Origin of the sequence: Ruminococcoides bili, assembly GCF_040093295.1 — a bacterium.
GTDB classification, from domain to species: domain Bacteria; phylum Bacillota; class Clostridia; order Oscillospirales; family Acutalibacteraceae; genus Ruminococcoides; species Ruminococcoides intestinale_A.
Genome location: NZ_JBBNJY010000001.1, coordinates 87,447 through 106,212 on the forward strand (window position 1 = coordinate 87,447; position 18,766 = coordinate 106,212).

Consider the following 18,766-nt stretch of genomic DNA (forward strand, 5'->3'; position numbering starts at 1 on the left):
AGGGGCTTTTTATGAATAATATTTACATTGATGTTCTAATCACGGTAAACATATTTATAGATTATTTTTTACTGATGCTGACAAAGAAAATCATCGGTTCAAATATAAAATATTTCAGAGTAATAATAGGAAGTATTGTCGGCGGACTTTTCAGCCTCACCGCTCTGCTCCCTGTACTGCCGTTCGGATTAAATATTCTCACCGATTTAGCGGTCGCTATGTTAATAATTTTTATTACCTTTGGAAAATGCAAAATTAAAACATACATAAAGCGGGTACTTATTTTCTTTGCACTTTCATTTTCTTTTGGCGGACTTATGATTTTTATATACCTCGCTTTTAAACCAAAAGGTATGGGAATATACAATGATGTAATTTACTTTGACATCTCCCCTGTTTTGCTGATAATTCTTACCCTCGTATGCTATTATATTCTTTTACTTATAAAAAAACTGACGAAAATCGTTTACAAGTCAGATATTCATAATATAGAAATAAAAATAAATGACAAGTGCTATATATTTAACGCAAAACTTGATACAGGCTGCAATGTAAAAGAGCCGTTTTCGGGCAAGAGCGTGATAGTAGCCGAAAAAGAGGTGTTTAATGATTTTGTTCCCGACAAAACAAAGGTCAGATTAATTCCGTTCACAAGCCTTGGCGGCAGCGGAATATTGCAAGGCTTTTGTGCCGACAACATTATTATTGACGGAAAGGAAGCGGATAATTCGGTTTATATAGGAATTTGCGAAAACATCTTTAAAGATGATATAAAGGCAATAATACCAAGTGAACTTATCAATAACTGACAGGAGAAATTGCAATGAACATTATGCAGATTCTAAGAAAAATAAGATTATTTTTTAATTTTGACGATGAAGTATTTTATATTAACGGAAGTGAAACTCTGCCTCCGCCTCTTACAAAATCAGAAGAAGCCGAAATAATGCAAAGAATAACAGACGGTGACAACAGTGCCAGAGAAGAATTGATTACCCATAACTTAAGACTTGTTGTATATATTGCCAAGAAATACGATTCGCCGAGCGCAAGCGCAGAGGATTTAATTTCAATAGGAACTATAGGGCTTATAAAAGCGGTAAAAACATTTTCACCCGAAAAAAACATAAAACTTGCTACATATGCTTCACGCTGTATTGAAAATGAAATACTGATGTTCCTGCGAAAATCCTCTCAATTGAAAAACGAAGTATCTATTGATGAACCGTTAAATACAGATTGGGACGGCAACGAACTGTTATTATGTGATATTTTAGGAAGTGACCCTGACCTTGTAAATAAAGATATTGAAAATGAACTTGAAAAAAGGCTTGTACTGCAAGCGGTGTCAAAACTTAATCAAAGAGAATGTTTGATTATGGAATTGCGATTCGGTCTTAACGGCAGAAAAGAACATACACAAAAACAGGTTGCCGACAAACTCGGTATATCACAATCCTATATTTCTCGATTAGAAAAAAAGATTATTCGCAGGCTTAAGCATGAACTTGAAAAAGCTGTATAATGACTGTATAACTTAACCTAAATTTTTAATTCTTAATTAAGCTATACACTAAACTATAATTCTTCATTTTTCAATAAATAATCCATAAGATGAAACGGGCGCTTAAAAACGCCCGTTTTTCATTAAAAAATCGCATCATCAGCAAGTGTAGAGCCGTTTTCCATTCTGCCCTCTACATAATCTTCAACACCGTCTGTTAAACCGTCGTCACGATTTTCGTATTCTTCATTTCCGATAATTCCGTCACCGTCACGAACTCTGCCGTTACGCTCGGCATCATCTGTCATAGAATCGGCTTTACTCTCGACTTTGTTTTTATCGTCTGATTTAGAGTCTTCGTTTTTGGAATTCTCGGAAGTTGCGGAACTATGTGCAGAAGTTTCGTTTTTAGAATTATTCTTATTACCGCCGCAACCTGTAAGTGCCGTAGCAAATGCAATGGTTGCAAGCAATGCAGCAATTATTTTTTTCATAAAACCATCCTTAATAAACAAAAATAGTGCCCTCAAATGAAGGCACTATTATTTTTAGCAATAGTTTTGATTTTATGAATTTTTATTCTTTAACAAGCTGAATATGCGGATACGGAATTGTTACTCCGTTCTTTTTAAATTCTTTTAGTACATTTTCCTGCATCATATAATAAACACCGTAATAATCATCGGGTTCTACCCACACCCAAGCAACAATTTGAATACCGCTGTCAAGATATTTATCAACATATACCTTTGGTTCGGGATCTTTTAAAACCCTTTCATCTGACTTTGCAAGGTCAAGAATTATCTTACGAACAAGGTCAATGTCATCATCATAGCCTACAGTATATGACAAATTAATTCTGCGGTTTGTCTGACCTGTACAGTTTGTTACATTGTTTGCGGTAAGTCTTGAATTTGGAATATTTACAATTTTATTGTCAAAAGTATGAATTTGAGTTGAAAAAACACGAATACTTCTAACATATCCTTTTATGCCCTCAAATTCAAGAATATCTCCTGCAACAAAAGGTTTACTTATAAGAATTACCACGCCACTCGCCACATTTCCCAGTGATTCCTGCAATGCAAGACCGGCAGTAATTGCCGCAGCGGCAAATGTAGTTATGATTGAAGAAACATTAACTCCGATTGTAGAGAGTGCTGTCATAACAACAATCAAATATAAAACTATTTTTAATATAGAAAAGAAAAATGTAATAACAGTACGCTCAATCTTACTTTTATCAATAATTTTTCTGATTAGCTTTAACAGTAATTTTACAATTAAACTGCCTACAACAAATACAAGCAGAAAAATAAGAATTTTCGGCAAATATTTTTCATTAAAAGAATTTAGTGCAGAAATAAAATCAAAATCATCCATTTTATCACCATTCAATAATATGTTCTGAAATTTTCTTTCCGTTTTCCCATATTGAAATATAGAAATTGCCATTCTCGTCTAAAGAAATGCATTTTCCGTTTTTAACTCCGTTTGCATAATCGGCAACATCAATAAATGTACCGTCTTTATTAAACCTTGCGCCGTAGTTTGTCGGAGAATTATTCTCCCATTTACCTATATGCATTGTTCCGTCAGAAGTTCTGTATCCTACACCTGCGCCGCTGCGTTGATTCTCTTTCCAATCGCCGACATAGTTAATATCACCGTTTTTATAGTAAAATACACCAAAGCCGTCACGCTTGCCTTGTGCATATTCACCGTCATACGCTGTAATTCCGCTTGGAGATACGGTTCTTCCTCTGCCTGTACGCAAACCGTTTTCATCAACCGCACCAAAATACTCATAATTGCCCGAAGTAGTGCTTACCACTGCGTCAGATTTTCTTTCTTCTTCTGCAGTTATAACATCACCTTCCTCAACAACGGTATTTTGTAAATTATTATCGTCTTTACTTTCCGTTTCGTCGGATTTTTCAAACTTTTCAGCCTGTTCGATAACTTCATCATCGTGATTTTCGGTAACTTTTTCTTCAACGCTTTCATCGGTTTGTGCTAGAACATCGGTTTCTTCATCTGCTACTTCGACACCCGAATGTTCAATAACCTGACCGAACAGATTTTTATTTTTCTTATGTGCCTCCTCAAGAATTTTCTCAATTCTGTCATAAGCCGTAACCTGTGACTTTGGTTCTGTAAATGTATCGTCAAGATATTCAAGCAATGATAAATCTATAGGATTTTCAGGCTTGTAATCAAACAAAAATTTATCTGCATCAAGCATAAGTTTAGCGTGTTTCGTCTTATAATTTGCATTGACTTTATTCAAAGAAGCGGGAGCAAACGCACTGTCATACCAAATCATTCCGTTATTTGAATACACAAGTGCGGCGCTGTTATTCTCGGGATTTTTGTCTGACGGAAAAAGAGTAACACCGGCGACCATATGGTTATTGCTGAAAAGTATTTTTTCAATTGCGATAACACCGTCAATTTTTTTAGGAGAAACAGTACAAAGTCTTTCTCCCTCTATGCTTTTGTCAAAATATTCCGTCCTTATCCATAAATGCGAACTGTCAAAAAATTGCTTTTTATAGACTGTTGCATTTTCTGTATAATATCTCACACAGTAAATTCCGCCTGTTTCACGCTTTACAGATTGATATGGGCGGAGGTTTTTCGTTACTTTCCAAGATAAAGGCTGATTTTTACTCATTTTGTAAGAGAGCTTGTACGAAACATCGTCCAAAGAAATATCCGTATCATCTGCTTGCGGACGATGATTTGAATTAAAATAATTTGCACGAACTCCTGCAAGTGCGTCATTTTTAAAGTCAAGTTTTTCAAAATCCGACACACAAACAGAATAAAAAATCAAATCCCTTGTCAATTCCTGTTGAGAGGTTATCATAAGGCGAAAATCCTTTCAAATAAATAAGAATACAAAGTCAGGGCGAACATAGTCCGCCCCGACATTTTAAATACCGATTAAATTAATCCGAATAAATTATCAGATAGAAATTGTCATAGCAATCTTGTAAAGATCTTCATCAAATACACGCTGCATATCAAGAGCCTCATTGATGTCGAGATCAATGATTTTGCCGTCTTTCATTGCTACTACACGGTTACCGAGATTCTTCTCAAGCAACTCTACTGCTCTGAATCCCATCTCACTTGCAACAACTCTGTCACGAAGTGTAGGTGAACCGCCACGCTGAACATGACCGAGAATTGTGGCACGAGTTTCAATACCGAGTCTGTTTTCTATATAATTAGCAAGCTCAGCAACCTTACCTACACCCTCGGCAACAACAATGATAAAGTGTTTCTTACCTGTTTTCTGAGTGTTGACAATTCTCTGAATAACATCTCTTTCAATGTTGTAAGGAATTTCAGGAACAAGAATAGCCGTAGCACCTGTTGCGATACCTGTCTGCAAAGCAATATCACCGCAGCGTCTGCCCATAACCTCTACGATTGAACAACGGTCATGTGACTGTGCTGTATCACGAATACGGTCTACCATCTGAAGTGCTGTATTCATTGCTGTGTCAAAGCCTACTGTATATTCCGAACAAGCAATATCATTATCAATAGTACCAGGAATACCGATACAGTTAATACCTGCATTGGTAAGAGCACGAGCACCCTTGAAAGAACCGTCACCGCCGATTACAACAACGCCCGATACATCAATGCTTCTGCAAAAATCCGCTGCTTTCTTAATACCTGCAGGAGTAGCAAACTCTTCACTTCTTGCTGTGTAAAGCATTGTACCGCCAAAACCGATTATATCAGATACACTGCGAAGATTCATTTCCTGAACATCGCCGTTAAGTAATCCGTTGTATCCACGGTAAACACCGTAAACTCTCATTCCTTTATTTATACCTGCACGAACTACTGCTCTTACAGCGGCATTCATACCGGGAGCGTCACCGCCACTTGTTAATACTGCTATTGATTTCTGAGCCATTTGATTATACCTCCATAAGGTTTTTTACTTCTTAATTATAATACAATATTTCACCCTTTACAAGACTAAATTTACTATTTTATTAAAATTTTCTTTTTTGCGGCATTTTTACATCAGTAAAGATACATTTTCTTGGTTTTGTGCGTTATTGACTTTAAATTATATAAGTTATATAATAGTATTATTAATTTGATGGATAATTCTTCATATTATTTATTTTTGGAGGCATATCATATATGACAAAATTATATCTTGCCATTCCCTGCTACAACGAAGAAGAAGTACTAAGAGATTCGGCGCAAAAGCTCTCTGACAAGTTCAGTAAAATGATGCTTGAAGGCAAAATTACCGATGACAGTAAAATTGTATTTATAGATGACGGCTCAAAAGACAAAACCTGGAGTATTATCAGCGACCTTCACAAAGAAAATCCTGTATTTCAGGGAATCAAACTCACACGCAACAGAGGACATCAAAATGCTCTGCTCTGCGGTCTTATTACATTAAAAGACAAGGCAGACGCTGTTATTTCAATTGACGCAGACTTACAGGATGACATCAACACATTTGACGAAATGGTTGAAAAATACGAAAACGGCTGCGATGTTGTTTACGGTGTGCGTTCAAAGCGTGAAACCGACACATTTTTCAAGAGATTTACAGCCGAGGCGTTTTACAAAATCCTTAATAAAATGGGTGCAAAAGTTATTTTTAACCATGCCGATTTCAGACTTATGAGCAAAAGAGCTCTGAACGCTTTTGCAGAATATAAAGAAACAAACATCTTTTTAAGAGGTATGGTACCGCTTATCGGCTATAAGTCGGATATAGTTACATACGAGCGTTTTGAAAGACTTGCGGGTGAAAGCAAATATCCACTTAAAAAAATGCTTGCTCTTGCTTGGGAGGGCATTACTTCTCTAAGTATTCAGCCAATAAGAATGATAACGGGTCTTGGCACAATTGTATTTGCCATAAGCATTATTATGATTATTTACAGCCTTGTAAGCTACTTTATGGGCTTTGCGGTTAGCGGCTGGGCAAGTATTTTGTGTTCTATCTGGGCTATCGGCGGACTTCAAATTCTTGCAATCGGTATTATCGGCGAGTATATCGGAAAAATTTATTTAGAAGTCAAAAGGCGTCCGAGATTTATCGTTGAGGAATTTCTTGAGGACTAAACTAAAACTTATATTAAATTTACAGTCAATGTCTTTCGTAATTTGCGAAAGGCATTTAATGAGAGGGTAGCAATGAATCTTGAAAAATTAAAAGTAAGAAATCCTAATATGGATATTCTTAGAATTATAGCAGTGCTTTGTGTAATCGGTATTCATTTCTTTTACCATTCGGGCTACTATTACACAACAAACGATAATGCGGTAATGTATTTTGCAACTGTTCTGCGCACATTGTGTTCTGTTTGCGTACCGCTGTTTATGATTTTGTCGGGTTTCCTTTTGTGCAACAAAACGCTGAAAAAGGGTTACTATTCGGGCATAAGAAAAACCATAATAGTCTACATTCTTGTGGCGATTGCCTGTATGATTTATAAATCCATTGTCGGAAGTTACACACTTACTCCGCTTACCTTTTTTACAGGTATTTTAGATTTTACAGGCGCTAACTACTCGTGGTACATAGAAATGTATATAGGCTTGTTTTTGCTTGTTCCGTTTCTTAATATTATTTACAAAAATCTTGACAGCCGCAAGCAAAAGAATATTTTGCTTATCACATTAATTGCTATTACCATTTTGCCGTCACTTTTCAATGAGTTTAGATTTGACTCCTTGGAGTGGTGGGCAAATCCTGCATCAAATACAGAAACACAAAAGCTGATACCGAGCTGGTGGGTTGGCATTTATCCTATCACCTACTATTTTACAGGATGCTACATTCGTGAGTACGGCACAAAAATTAAAAACATTTACCTTATAATTGCTCTTGTGGTTGCCGTTTTCGGATTTGGCACTTTCAATTTTTACAGATGCTACGGCATGCCGTTTTCAACTTCAAACTATGTGTATTGGTACGGTATTGAACCGTATGTAATGTCTGTTCTGATTTTCTTGATAATAAGCAAGCTCAAACTCGAAAATATTAATGTAAAAACAAAATTTGTACTTTGGAAAATTTCGGATTTGGTGCTCGGCACTTACCTGCTGTCGTTTATTTTCGATGCAATTTACTACTATGAATTTTTAAATAAAAACACAACCGATTTTTATGCGAGATTTCCGTTTATGCCGCTTATGATTTTATGCGTGTTTGTCAGCGCTTTGATAAGCTCAGGCATAATAAATCTGATAGCCGCAGGCATAGAATTCTGTTACAAAAAAATATGCAATTTATGCAAGGAAAAATTTAGCAAAAAGCATATTGACGAGCCAAAGCAGTTTAAACATTAATCGACAAATTTTTGCAGATTTTCTCAATTAATTTTTATCAGCAAATAAATTTTTAACAATTAATGCCCGACTTTTCAAAAAATAGTCGGGCATTAATAATATACTTGAATTTCCATTGCAATTATGCTATACTAAATAGTGAAAATTTTTAAAATAAATAAATTTATACCATTTTTACACACAATATTTGTGCTGTGAAAGTATATCTCGGGGGTTATTTATGGATTTTATGAAACTTTACAACGAATGGTTAGAAAGCGCTACCGAAGACGCTGACCTTATTGCTGAGCTTGAGAGCATAAAGGGCAACGAGGACGAGATCTATGATCGCTTTTACAAGGCTCTCACCTTTGGTACAGCAGGTCTTAGAGGTGTAATCGGTGCAGGTACTAACAGAATGAACATCTATGTTGTTCGTCAGGCTACACAGGGACTTGCAAACTACATTATCCAGAAGTACGGTAAGGGTTCTGTTGCAATTTCTCATGACAGCAGAATCAAGGCCGACCTCTTTATGCTTGAGGCTGCAAGAGTTCTTGCAGGCAACGGCATTAAGGTTTACATCACATCTGAATTACAGCCTACACCTGTACTTTCATACCTTGTTCGTTACTTCAAGTGTCAGGCAGGTATTATGGTTACAGCAAGCCACAACCCTGCTAAGTACAACGGTTACAAGGCATACGGCGAAGACGGTTGTCAGATGACAGATGTTGCCGCAGGTATTGTATATGACGAAATCTGCAAACTTGATATGTTTAAAGATGTAAAGATTGCTGACCTTGACGAGGCTGTTAAGAGCGGTCTTATTGAATATGTTTCCGATGATGTTTATGACAGCTACCTTGAAAAAGTTATGGAACAGCAGATAAACCCGGGCGTTTGCGAGGGTGCAGGCTTAAAGGTAGTTTATACCCCACTCAACGGCACAGGCAACAAGCTTGTAAGAAAAGTTCTTAAGGAAATCGGCGTTGAGGAAATTACAGTAGTCCCAGAGCAGGAGCTCCCGGACGGTAACTTTACAACTTGCCCATACCCGAACCCTGAAATCAAAGAGGCTCTCCAAAAAGGTATTGAACTTTGCGAAAAAGTACAGCCTGACCTTCTTCTTGCAACAGACCCTGACGCAGACCGTGTAGGTATTGCGGTTAAAGATTACGACGGCAGCTACCGCCTTATTTCAGGTAATGAAGACGGCATTATGCTTACAGACTATATTCTTTCTTCACGCAAGGCAAACGGCACACTTCCCGAAAAACCTGTTTTGGTTAAGACAATCGTTACAACAAAACTTATCAACAAGCTTTGTGAAAAGTACGGCTGTGAACTTAAAAATGTTCTTACAGGTTTTAAGTACATCGGTGAAGTTATCCTCAACCTTGAAAAGAAAGGCGAAGAGGACAGATATGTGTTCGGCTTTGAAGAGAGCTACGGCTACCTTGCAGGTACTTATGTTCGTGATAAGGACGCAGTAGTTGCATCAATGCTTGTTTGTGAAATGGCTGCTTTCTATAAGAAACATGGCAAGTCACTTGCACAGGTTATTGACTCACTTTATGAGGAGTACGGCTACTACCTCAACCATACATCTGCATTTGAATTTGACGGTGCGGCAGGTATGGAAAAAATGAACAACATTATGGCTGAAATCAGAGAGAATATTCCTACTGAAATTGACGGCAAAAAGGTTGTTAAGGTTTCCGACTATCTCCTTAAGTATGAGCTTGACACAGTAACAGGTGAAAAGACTGCTATTGACCTCCCGACTTCAAATGTAATTTCATTTAGTCTTGAGGGCGACAACGGCGTTATTATCCGTCCGAGCGGTACAGAGCCAAAGATTAAGGCTTATATCACAGCAGTCGGAAAAGACTTCAACGATGCAGAAAGCATTAAAGACAGTCTTGTAGACGCATCTAAAAAGCTCCTCGGTATTGAGTAATAATATAGCATAAAAATTCAGCGGTATCATTTTTCGATACCGCTTTTGCTGTTCATTTTAAGATTTTGGGATTATTGGTGCGACAGGTAAGATAATCAAGACTTGTTTTATAGAAATCGGCAAGCACAATAAGCAGGGACAACGGAATTTCACGCTCTCCCCTTTCGTATTTTGAATATAACGATTGGTCGCACATAAGTACATTTGCAATCTGCTTTTGCGTTAGGTCATGATCTTCACGCAAGTCCTTAATTCTTAGTTTCACTTTTATCACCGATTCAATTATAAAATAGGACATTATAACCTATTGACATTTAGGACAAATAGTCTTAAAATATAAATAAACAATTGACAGTTGTTACAATTATTTTTTCCATAAGGAGTGGTATAATTAATGAGAAAAACAAAGAAATTTGCAGCAATTCTGCTGTCGGCACTTATATTGTCAAGTTCATTTTCAATTTTGCCTGTAAGTGCGGCTACAGTCGGAAATGATACGGCTGTTGTGTCGGTAAATTCAACTTTAACAAGTGGCAATTATCAATATAAGGTGCTTGATGATAATACAATCTGCATTTCAAGATATATCGGTGAAGAAGAAAATATTACAATTCCGGCAAAAATTAACGGTCTGACTGTTACAACTATTGGTAAAGGTGCGTTTGTTCAAACAGGTATGGGAAGTTTAAATATTCCTGCAAGCATAACAGATATAAAACCCAACGCATTTAAACTTAGTGGCTTTAATAAAATAGAGGTTGACAAAAACAATTCAAATTATACCTCTATAAACGGAGTTTTATTCAGTAAAGATAAAACTGTACTTTTTGCTTATCCAAAAGAAAACTCCGCTACATCTTATATAATACCTGACGGTGTTAAAATTATTGAATCTACTGCTTTTATGGGAGCAAGTAATTTAAACAACATTGTTATACCTGACGGTGTAACGACCATAAAAGAAAATGCTTTCTATTTATGGAGTAACTTAAAAAATGTTTCAATACCAACAAGTGTAAAAAGTATTGGCAGAGATGCTTTTGATTTCTCTGTTTGTTCAAAGGTAAATAACGGATACTATATCAGTAATTGCTTAATTGGCGCCGATAATGAAATAAATGGTAATTTTACTATAAAAGATGGTACAAGACTTGTAGCCGACAGTGCTCTTCGTGGAATTGATAATTTGGGAAATATATCAATTCCTGCAAGTGTAGAGATAATAGGCGACTGCGCATTTTTAAACTTTTCTTCAGAAAGCTTAAAAAACATAACTGTCGCTAATGAAAATAAATATTTTAGTTCAGAGAACGGAGTATTATTTAATAAAAACAAAACAGAGTTGCTGTGCTATCCTTGTGGCAAAAAAGAAACTACATATACGGTTCCAAATACTGTAACAAAATTAGCAACAGTATCATTCAGCGGTTGTAAATTAAATAAACTAAATCTTCCTAACAATTTAAAATATATAGATGAAAGCGCATTTACAGAAACTTCATTAAAAACCTTATCAATTCCTGAAAGTGTTGAATATATTGGTAGATATGCATTTGATTTATCTGGTATCGAAACAATAAATATTCCAAAAGGAATAACAACTATTGAAGAAGGTACTTTTTACCGTTGTATGCAACTAAAAAGTGTATCCATAGACAATCATATAAAACATATCGGAGATTACGCTTTTTCTGCGTGTTATAATCTTTCAGACATTAACATTTCAAATAATGTTACATCAATAGGTAAAGGCGCTTTTCAATCAACAATAATTCAGAAAATCGAATTGCCTGCAAGTCTTGAAAGTATAGGAGAATACGCTTTCAACAACTGTCAAAATTTGCAGGAAGTAACTATCCCTAACAAAGAAATTAAAATTGAAAACAGAGCTTTTTATAATTGCCCTAAATTAAATACGGTTACTATACCTGCAAAAGTTAAAGAAATTGGTAAAAATGCATTCGGCTACCAAGGAAACATTTTTGATGAAGAAGATTATGAATACGGCGAAGAGAATTCAATACAAGATTTTAAAATAACAGGATATTCAAACACTGCCGCCGAAACATATGCAAAAGAAAACGGTTTTGAATTTATTTCGTTGGGCGAGCAAATTCTCACAGGTGACGCTAACCAAGACGGTACCGTAAATATTAAAGATGTTACATATCTGCAAATGCATATTGCCGGCAACAAGAATACTGACGGTTCACCGCTTATTGACGAAACAAACAAGCAATTGTTTGACAGTATTGATATGAACAATGACAGTAAGCTGACTGTTAATGATGTTACAGCGCTACAAACCTACCTTGCACAAAACAACTAAATAACCAAACTTTAACGGCTGTCACTTATTTTGACAGCCGTTTGCAAATTATTAAAGCCACCTTATCATACGATAAAGTGGCTTATTTGTTATGCTTAGAAGCGCATTGTAAGGCTGATTCTGTTCTTTTCGGGGTCAACGCTTATGATTTTTACATCTACCACATCGCCAACCTTGAGAACCTCCGACGGGTGCTTAATGTACTTATCGCAAATCTGCGAGATATGAACAAGTCCGTCCTGATGAACACCGATGTCGATAAATGCACCGAAGTCAATTACATTTCTGACAGTTCCTTTGAGCACCATATCAGGCTTTAAGTCTTTGATGTCGAGAATGTCAGAACGGAGCATTGGTGCAGGCAGTTCGTCACGGGGATCTCTGCCTGGCTTTGAAAGTTCCTTTACAATATCGTCAAGAGTAGGCAAACCGATTTTAAGTGTATCGGCAAGGCTTTTTGTTCCCTTTGCCGCAACACTGTTTGCCAAATCGGTAAATTTACCCTCTTTAATTTCATTATCCGAATAATCAAGAAGTGCAAGCAACTCTTTCGCACTCTTATAACTTTCAGGGTGAACACCTGTGTTGTCGAGTGGATTTTTGCTTTCAGGCACTCTTAAAAATCCTGCGCACTGCTCAAAAGCCTTTGGTCCGAGCTTTGGAACTTTCTTTAATTCGGCACGAGAAGTAAATGCACCGTTTTCCTCACGATAAGCAACAATATTATTGCAAACCGTACTGTTAAGACCTGAAATTCTTGAAAGCAATGCAGGAGATGCTGTGTTAAGGTCGGCGCCTACATAGTTTACGCAACCCTCAACCACACCGTCAAGTGTTTCGCCAAGTCTTTTCTGCGGCATATCGTGCTGATACTGTCCGACTCCGATTGCCTTTGGTTCAATTTTTACAAGCTCTGCGAGCGGGTCTTGTAATCTTCTTGCAATGGAAACCGCACTTCTGAGTGTAAGGTCAAGCTGCGGTAATTCCTTTGCCGCAAGTTTTGATGCCGAATAAACCGAAGCGCCTGCCTCGCTGACTACCATATAATAAACGGGGTGGTCAGCCTCTTTGATTGCATCTGCCGCAAACATTTCGGTTTCCTTACTGGCTGTGCCGTTGCCGATTGAAATAATATCTACATTGTGCTTTTTAATAAGCTGCAAAAGTTTTTGCTTTGATTCTCTGACCTTTGCCTCTGAATGTGTAGGATAAATTACCGCTGTGTCGAGTACCTTTCCCGTGCCGTCAACAACCGCTACTTTACAGCCTGTACGGTAGCCCGGGTCAAGTCCGAGTACAGTTTTGCCCTTAACAGGCGGCTGCATAAGCAGCTGACGAAGATTTACACCAAAAACTTTCATTGAATTTTCGCAGGCATTTTCCGTTAAATCATTTCTGATTTCTCGCTCAATAGACGGGAAAATAAGTCTTGTGTATGCATCCTCGCAAGCGGTTTTTACAATGTCTGCACACGCACAGGCAGGATTGGTAATCATAACCTTTGCAATGGAATTAAGCGGTCTTTCGGTATCCATTTCAACGCTGACTTTTAAAAAGCCCTCTTTCTCGCCCCTGTTTACAGCAAGCAAACGGTGGTCGGCAATCTTTTTAACAGGCTCTTTGTAGTCGTAATACTGTCTGTAAACGCTGTCCTTTTCTGCATCTACGGCAACGGAAGAAATTACACCGTTCACATTCGCAAGGTTTCTTATGCGCTTTCTGATTTCCGCATTATCCGAAACCGTTTCCGCAATAATATCCATTGCGCCTTGCAATGCGTCTTCAACATTTGCAACGCCTTTTTCCTCATCAACATACTCCTCTGCCACAGCAACAGGGTCACATTTGCTCTCCTGCTTAAGGATAATTTCGGCAAGCGGCTCAAGTCCTTTTTCCTTAGCCACAGAGGCTCTTGTCTTTCTCTTTGGTCGATAAGGTCTGTAAATATCTTCAAGCTCGCTTAGAGTTTCAGCCTTGTCAAGCGCAAGACTTATTTCGTCGGTAAGTTTTTCCTGACCGTCAATAAGGGTGCGAATTTCCTCTCTCCTTTTATCAAGAGAACGCAGATACTCAAGTTTTTCGCTGAATTCACGAATAAGCTGGTCGTCCATTGAGCCGTGCATTTCTTTACGATAGCGGGCAATAAACGGAATTGTATTGCCGTCATCAAGCAAAGAAATTATGTTATTTGCATACTCTTCTTTAATTTGAAACTGTTGTGATAATACTTTTGAATAGTCCATATTTTCTCCATTATACTTTTGATTTCATTTCTTTATTATTCTTAATTAGCAATATAAAACTTATAACCGCAACAACTGCCTCGGTAATCGGAATTGCAAACCATATTGCAAAACCACCGAAAAGCATAGGCAATGTAATAAGCAAAACCGAACTTATAATAATATTTCTAAGCATTGACACCGCAAGCGAATAACCGCCTTTCATCAATGACTGGAAATAGTAGGTTGAAAGCACATTTACACCCATTGCAAGGAACGCAATAAAGTAAATCGGCATTGCGGTTTTAGTTACCTCTCGTGTTGCATCTGTAAGGTCGATAAAGCACGATGCAACAAATTCAGGGAAAAGTATTCCCGATAATGCAAAAACAACGCCCATTATAAGCACTGTTGAGTAGGCATATTTACGCAATTTTGCTATTCTGCCGTTCTGCCCTGCACCAAAGTTGAATGCCGAAACAGGCTGTACAGCCTGACCTACACCCACAAACAAAGCATTGAAAAGTATTGCACAGTTTGCAAGAACACCATACACGGCAAGCTCCGCATTTGAGCAATAATTTAACAATTGTAAATTAAATACAAATATAATAATCGCATTTGAAAGTTCGGTAATAAATCCTGACAAACCGCCTTTTAGAATTTGAAAAGTATTTTTTAATACCTTAATCGGTTTAGATATTCTGATTGTATTTTTCTTTGAAAGAAAATGAGTAAGACAAACCAACAACTGCACCGTAATACCCGATACCGACGCAATAGCCGCACCTGCCATTCCCATCTGCGCAGGATAAACAAGAACAATGTCGAACACTACATTGACAATTCCGCCGGCTGTAACAGCAATCATGGCACGGTTAGGGTCTTTATCACTTCGTACAAAAGCAGAACAAAAATTGACCAACACACTCGGAATTGCAAAATAGTAATAAAACCGTACATAATCAAAAGCCAAATCAAAAAGTTCGTCTTTTGCACCCATAAGCGAAAGTATTTGCTTGTCAAAAATATTAAATAACACGCAAATAATTATCGCAGCCGTCAAAACACCGAGCAACGCTGTGGTAAAGCATTTATTTGCTTTTTCGTCATCACCCGTACCCTTATGTACACTGAATAACACCGAGCCGCCAATACCAAACAATATACCGATTGACAGCATAAAGCTGATTATCGGGGTTGTCATATTGAGCGCCGCAAGTGCGTTATCGCCAATTCCTTTGCCTATTACAACAGCGTCAGTCATCAAATATACAGACGCTACTACAGCACTGCCCATTGACGGAAAAAGATACCTGAAATATAAATTTTTTACACTGTCCTTTAATAAATCCACAATGACCTCCATACAAAAAACTTGCCAACAGTCAGATAAAAATCGGCTTTTGGCAAGTCAGAATCAATACATTTTCAATTATTAAAATCTGTTTAATAATTGGCATTATTCAAATTTCATATAGCCGTCATACTGAGCTTTAAAAAGCTCAAAAACCTTATTCAAAAGCTCTTCGTCCTCAATGCTGATAAATTCTTCGTTTTCATCATCAAGAGATTGAATCTTGAAAATAACAACCTCATCAGCATTTGCGCTGTTCTCAATCAAAACAGCAAATTCATCATTGTCATAATCAACAACGCCGAGAATTTCAAAAACAACTTCTTTGCCGTTTTCGTCTGTCAAAGCAATCAAAGCGCCGTCTTCGTTAAATTCGTTCTGAGCAGATTTATTCTTATCAGCCAAAAATATCACCCTGTCTTTTTTTCATTTAATAAAAGTATAGCCTAAAACGCCGATAAAATCAAGTAAAATATAAAAATCGCAGCTATGTTTTTAACAGTTATGTTTTTATCAATTATTCGGTTTTAAAGGGCCGTAGTAATAACTTGCGGTTGCTCCGCCGTCACACATAAAATCCGTTCCTGCATACAAATACTCCGTTCTGCACTGTACCTCTTGTTTGATTGTATTGTATGGACTATGAAGTTCTTTTGCTATTTTGTAAACCGACCGGTGGTCTATATTAAGCCTGATTGATATATAGTATCGTTCTTCTCTTATTAAATGGTGACCTTTCTTGTGTTGGTGTAAAATTAAGTGTATCCATAGTGACGATTCCTTTCGGATTTTTGTGTGGTAACTTAATTCTACAACGAAATCGTTTCTATGGATATTCTTTCATCTTCATTTTACAATTTGCGAATAATATACAGTTAAAAGCTTTGACATAAGTACCACCAATATGATAGATATAATATACTTTATTTTTACAATATTATATTACAACTTAAAGTCAACTTTAAATCAAGAGATTATTTTAAATGTATTATTTTTTTATAAAAAACAGGCGACAGCATGAGCCATCGCCTGAAATTTAATAAATTATTTTATTTAATCAGCAGATTAAGCAATATTCTCAAGAACCTTGCCTGCATTGCCTGTTCCGTCAAAACCGCCTGCAACATACTTCTGGATAGCAGTTACATCAAGAACATTGATTTTGCCATTGCCGTCAACATCAGCAACTGCCTCATTAACAGTTACATCAGCATATTTAGCAATAAACATCTGGAGAGTTGTGACGTCGTTAGCATCAATCTTGCCGTCGCCGTTTACATCGCCAATATATGTCTTAGGTACAGCATCTGTAACAGTAACAGTTGCAACTGCACCTGTCTTTGTAGCATAGTTGAAGTTTGAAAGGTCAATTCTGAGTGTTACATCAGCAAGCGCATATGGTACATTTACAGTGAGGTTCTGACCGTTGTATACAGCGTCAAATGCAACGCCGGATTCAGGTGTGAAGTTCTCTTCTGCACCGCCCCAGCTGTCAGCCCATGTGCCGTTAGCTGCGAACTTAACCTGGTAGTTGTCAAACTCAGGTACATTATGATATGTAATCTCATAAACCTTGTCTGCAACCTGCTCCATCTCATTAGCTGTTGGATCCCAAGCTATGCCGTTTAACCATGATTCATCATCAGGATCACCGTTACCAACAGCATGCATGCTTGTGATTTCAATATCTGTAACAAGCTTTACTGCATCACCTGTTACTGTAATTTCGCTTGTTGATGGGTTGTATGTAACAGTAACATCACATGTATCTGTTACATCAAATGTTATATTATTGCCTGTAGCATCGCCAATCCAGTTCTGCTCGCCGTTAGCTGTATTCTCAGCAACTTTAACCTGGAGCTTTTCAGCAGGAGCAACTCCGCTAAATACCTTTGTATATGTACCGTCAGCATTCTTTGTCATTACATTTTCAGGAGCTTCTTCCGGGCTACCCTTCCATAAAACACCGCAAATCTCTTCTGAACCTGCTACTACATATGTAGATTCAGCTTCAGGTGTAACGCCGAGGTATTCAGCAATTTTTTCAGCAGATGCTGTGTTAGGATATGTTTCAGGAGCAGCAAGCTCATCGGCATACTTAGATACATATAAATCGTAAACATCCTTAGGAGCTGCATTGATGAACTTGTTTGCACAAGTTTCCTGTACCTTTTCAGGAGTAAGGATAGAAGCATTCTTTACACCATATTCATGGAGGAACTGAGCTACCATTTCTTCAGCTGTGATACTTGTAGGAATGCTCTCGCCTACTACACGACCTGTTGATGTGATTTCGAGCTTAGGACCGTAAACAGCGGCATTAGCTTCGCTCTTCCAAACTGATCTATAGTCCTTTTTCTGTGAGTCTTGAGAGTTTTCGTATGTTTCGCCTGTAACAACGATTGTATCGCCGTAGCATGACTTGCCCATGGTTACATTACATGTCTGATAGCTCTTGTCGCCTACAATTGAGAAAATAGCTACATAATCCGCACCATCTTTAAGCGTTCTTTTATATTTTGCATCAATATCGTACGAATAGATGTTGCCACTGACATATTTACAAACCTCACCCTTTGTCTGCCATGACGTTTCCTTATAATCAGGGTCTCCGGCAACTGCATATGTATGAGCGTAAACCTTAAGTGCACTTACATCTGTTTTTACTAAAGCGTCTGCCCAAATCTCGGTTGGAACTTCAAAATAAATTTTTGTTTCGGTTACATCTTCAGCTGCTGATACTGAAAAAGCGGTTACGGCAGATGTAGAAAATGCCATAAGTCCTGCAACTGTAAGACTGAGAACCTTATTTGTTTTTCTCATTGGAAAATCCTCCTTTTATTTACTCAAATTTGTGAGTATAATTATTATACACTATTTTTTAAAGAAATGCAAGGCATTTTATATAAATTAATAAATTTTTTATCAAAATTTTAACAACTATTTTAACAACTAAATAAAAGTATATTACCACATTTTAATTGACATAAGCGGCAGTTTGTAGTATTATTTAATAGTATAATTTTATATATATGATTTTGTAAATATTTGAAATGAGGTT

At 37.2% G+C, this 18,766-nt stretch carries 15 protein-coding genes; 6 read left to right on the forward strand and 9 right to left on the reverse strand.

Features of this window, described 5'->3' with window-relative positions; all coding sequences use genetic code 11:
• Nucleotides 1–11: 11 nt before the first annotated feature.
• Both AAAY30_RS00490 and sigE read left to right on the forward strand, forming a co-directional pair.
• Entirely contained in the window at nt 12–809 is a 798-nt protein-coding gene (locus tag AAAY30_RS00490) for a sigma-E processing peptidase SpoIIGA (protein ID WP_337781686.1), read from the forward strand.
• Nucleotides 810–823: 14 nt separating this feature from the next.
• Complete coding sequence (gene sigE / locus AAAY30_RS00495; protein ID WP_022235388.1) at nt 824–1,525, forward strand: RNA polymerase sporulation sigma factor SigE; 702 nt, start codon at nt 824–826, stop codon at nt 1,523–1,525.
• A gap of 122 nt (nt 1,526–1,647) precedes the next feature.
• On the opposite strand, the gene AAAY30_RS00500 is transcribed toward sigE, so the two are convergent.
• From AAAY30_RS00500 to pfkA, 4 genes are all read right to left on the reverse strand, one after another.
• The gene (locus tag AAAY30_RS00500) at nt 1,648–1,998 is read right to left on the reverse strand and encodes a hypothetical protein (RefSeq protein WP_252559960.1); all 351 of its coding nucleotides are present in this window, start codon (nt 1,996–1,998) and stop codon (nt 1,648–1,650) included.
• Between the two features lie 82 nt (nt 1,999–2,080).
• Nucleotides 2,081–2,887 carry a mechanosensitive ion channel family protein gene (locus tag AAAY30_RS00505; RefSeq protein WP_302190568.1) on the reverse strand — a complete coding sequence of 269 codons (807 nt, stop codon included), beginning with the start codon at nt 2,885–2,887 and terminating at the stop codon, nt 2,081–2,083.
• A 4-nt stretch (nt 2,888–2,891) separates the two neighbouring features.
• On the reverse strand, nt 2,892–4,376 hold the full coding sequence (locus tag AAAY30_RS00510; protein WP_499215647.1) for an MORN repeat-containing protein: 1,485 nt from the start codon (nt 4,374–4,376) through the stop codon (nt 2,892–2,894).
• Between the two features lie 99 nt (nt 4,377–4,475).
• Complete coding sequence (gene pfkA / locus AAAY30_RS00515) at nt 4,476–5,444, reverse strand: 6-phosphofructokinase (RefSeq protein WP_022235384.1); 969 nt, start codon at nt 5,442–5,444, stop codon at nt 4,476–4,478.
• 236 nt (nt 5,445–5,680) lie between these two features.
• On the opposite strand from pfkA, the gene AAAY30_RS00520 reads away from it, so the two are divergent.
• The 3 genes from AAAY30_RS00520 (at nt 5,681) to AAAY30_RS00530 (ending at nt 9,797) form a co-directional block, all read left to right on the forward strand.
• On the forward strand, nt 5,681–6,625 hold the full coding sequence (locus AAAY30_RS00520) for a glycosyltransferase family 2 protein (protein ID WP_195410100.1): 945 nt from the start codon (nt 5,681–5,683) through the stop codon (nt 6,623–6,625).
• A gap of 72 nt (nt 6,626–6,697) precedes the next feature.
• Complete coding sequence (locus tag AAAY30_RS00525) at nt 6,698–7,855, forward strand: acyltransferase (RefSeq protein ID WP_195410101.1); 1,158 nt, start codon at nt 6,698–6,700, stop codon at nt 7,853–7,855.
• 220 nt (nt 7,856–8,075) lie between these two features.
• Nucleotides 8,076–9,797 (forward strand): phospho-sugar mutase, encoded by a 1,722-nt coding sequence (locus tag AAAY30_RS00530; RefSeq protein ID WP_195410102.1) that lies wholly within the window; start codon nt 8,076–8,078, stop codon nt 9,795–9,797.
• A gap of 52 nt (nt 9,798–9,849) precedes the next feature.
• Here AAAY30_RS00530 and AAAY30_RS00535 read toward each other — a convergent pair whose 3' ends face one another.
• Nucleotides 9,850–10,062: a helix-turn-helix domain-containing protein gene (locus AAAY30_RS00535; RefSeq protein ID WP_186934574.1), complete on the reverse strand. Its 213-nt coding sequence runs from the start codon at nt 10,060–10,062 to the stop codon at nt 9,850–9,852.
• 129 nt (nt 10,063–10,191) lie between these two features.
• On the opposite strand from AAAY30_RS00535, the gene AAAY30_RS00540 reads away from it, so the two are divergent.
• The gene (locus tag AAAY30_RS00540; RefSeq protein WP_499215646.1) at nt 10,192–12,126 is read left to right on the forward strand and encodes a leucine-rich repeat protein; all 1,935 of its coding nucleotides are present in this window, start codon (nt 10,192–10,194) and stop codon (nt 12,124–12,126) included.
• A 95-nt stretch (nt 12,127–12,221) separates the two neighbouring features.
• On the opposite strand, the gene AAAY30_RS00545 is transcribed toward AAAY30_RS00540, so the two are convergent.
• From AAAY30_RS00545 to AAAY30_RS00560, 4 genes are all read right to left on the reverse strand, one after another.
• The gene (locus tag AAAY30_RS00545; protein WP_499215645.1) at nt 12,222–14,369 is read right to left on the reverse strand and encodes a Tex family protein; all 2,148 of its coding nucleotides are present in this window, start codon (nt 14,367–14,369) and stop codon (nt 12,222–12,224) included.
• Nucleotides 14,370–14,379: 10 nt separating this feature from the next.
• The gene (locus AAAY30_RS00550) at nt 14,380–15,705 is read right to left on the reverse strand and encodes an MATE family efflux transporter (RefSeq protein WP_195410105.1); all 1,326 of its coding nucleotides are present in this window, start codon (nt 15,703–15,705) and stop codon (nt 14,380–14,382) included.
• 105 nt (nt 15,706–15,810) lie between these two features.
• Nucleotides 15,811–16,110: a DUF1292 domain-containing protein gene (locus tag AAAY30_RS00555; RefSeq protein WP_302198869.1), complete on the reverse strand. Its 300-nt coding sequence runs from the start codon at nt 16,108–16,110 to the stop codon at nt 15,811–15,813.
• Between the two features lie 660 nt (nt 16,111–16,770).
• Nucleotides 16,771–18,528 carry a dockerin type I domain-containing protein gene (locus tag AAAY30_RS00560; protein WP_249376953.1) on the reverse strand — a complete coding sequence of 586 codons (1,758 nt, stop codon included), beginning with the start codon at nt 18,526–18,528 and terminating at the stop codon, nt 16,771–16,773.
• Nucleotides 18,529–18,766 lie beyond the last annotated feature (238 nt).

Coding starts and splice junctions, on each gene's coding strand:
- AAAY30_RS00490 (WP_337781686.1), top strand. CDS start 12: ATGAATAATATTTACATTGATGTTCTAATCACGGTAAACATATTTATA.
- sigE (WP_022235388.1), top strand. CDS start 824: ATGAACATTATGCAGATTCTAAGAAAAATAAGATTATTTTTTAATTTT.
- AAAY30_RS00500 (WP_252559960.1), bottom strand. CDS start 1,998: ATGAAAAAAATAATTGCTGCATTGCTTGCAACCATTGCATTTGCTACG.
- AAAY30_RS00505 (WP_302190568.1), bottom strand. CDS start 2,887: ATGGATGATTTTGATTTTATTTCTGCACTAAATTCTTTTAATGAAAAA.
- AAAY30_RS00510 (WP_499215647.1), bottom strand. CDS start 4,376: ATGATAACCTCTCAACAGGAATTGACAAGGGATTTGATTTTTTATTCT.
- pfkA (WP_022235384.1), bottom strand. CDS start 5,444: ATGGCTCAGAAATCAATAGCAGTATTAACAAGTGGCGGTGACGCTCCC.
- AAAY30_RS00520 (WP_195410100.1), top strand. CDS start 5,681: ATGACAAAATTATATCTTGCCATTCCCTGCTACAACGAAGAAGAAGTA.
- AAAY30_RS00525 (WP_195410101.1), top strand. CDS start 6,698: ATGAATCTTGAAAAATTAAAAGTAAGAAATCCTAATATGGATATTCTT.
- AAAY30_RS00530 (WP_195410102.1), top strand. CDS start 8,076: ATGGATTTTATGAAACTTTACAACGAATGGTTAGAAAGCGCTACCGAA.
- AAAY30_RS00540 (WP_499215646.1), top strand. CDS start 10,192: ATGAGAAAAACAAAGAAATTTGCAGCAATTCTGCTGTCGGCACTTATA.
- AAAY30_RS00545 (WP_499215645.1), bottom strand. CDS start 14,369: ATGGACTATTCAAAAGTATTATCACAACAGTTTCAAATTAAAGAAGAG.
- AAAY30_RS00560 (WP_249376953.1), bottom strand. CDS start 18,528: ATGAGAAAAACAAATAAGGTTCTCAGTCTTACAGTTGCAGGACTTATG.